The 716-nt window shown below is 75.0% G+C and carries 1 protein-coding gene; it reads right to left on the reverse strand.

All coding sequences use genetic code 11. The features are described from left to right. On the reverse strand, positions 1 to 716 hold a 716-nt coding region (locus tag BFF76_RS30475; RefSeq protein WP_244167388.1), incomplete at both ends, for a class I adenylate-forming enzyme family protein.

Consider the following 716-nt stretch of genomic DNA (forward strand, 5'->3'; position numbering starts at 1 on the left):
ACGCCGCCAGACTCCGGCCCACGTGCGCACGCAGCTCGTCCGCAGTGACGGCGGACCCCGGCCCCACCCGGACGACCGCCGCGACCTCCTCGCCCAGCACCGGATGCGGGACGCCCAGCACCGCCGCGTCCTCGACATCGGGATGGCCGTGCAGCACGGACTCGACCTCCACGCAGTACACGTTCTCACCGCCCCGGATCACCACGTCCTTGATCCGGTCGACGACCGACACCCGGCCGCCCCGGACGACGGCGACATCCCCCGTACGGAACCAGCCGCCGGTGAACGCCTCGGCCGTCGCCCCCTCGTCGCGCCAGTAGCCACGCACCAGGGACTGGCCCCGCAGCCACAGCTCGCCCGCCTCGCCCTCCGGGAGCTCCTCGCCCGCGGGACCGGCGATCCGGATCTCGGTGACAGGCGTGGGGGTGCCGACGGAGTCCGGGTGTGCCCGGTACGCGGCCCCGAAGTTGGCCAGCACCCCGCCGCTGGTCTCGGTCAGGCCGTAGCCGTTGCGCGGCTCGATCCGCTCACCGTGCCGGGCCGTGAGCCGGGCGACCAGATCGGGCGGAGCCGCAGCGCCACCGGTGTTCAGCCCCTTCAGGCTCTCCAGCCCGTCGCCCGCCCGGTCCGCAGCCGAGAGCAGCTGCAGCGCGGTGGCCGGGACGCCCGCGTAGTGGGTGACCCCGTGCCTGCGGATCAGCCGCAGGGCCTCGTCG

This window comes from Streptomyces mutomycini (assembly GCF_001700505.1).
In the GTDB taxonomy this organism is placed as follows: Bacteria; Actinomycetota; Actinomycetes; order Streptomycetales; family Streptomycetaceae; genus Streptomyces; species Streptomyces mutomycini.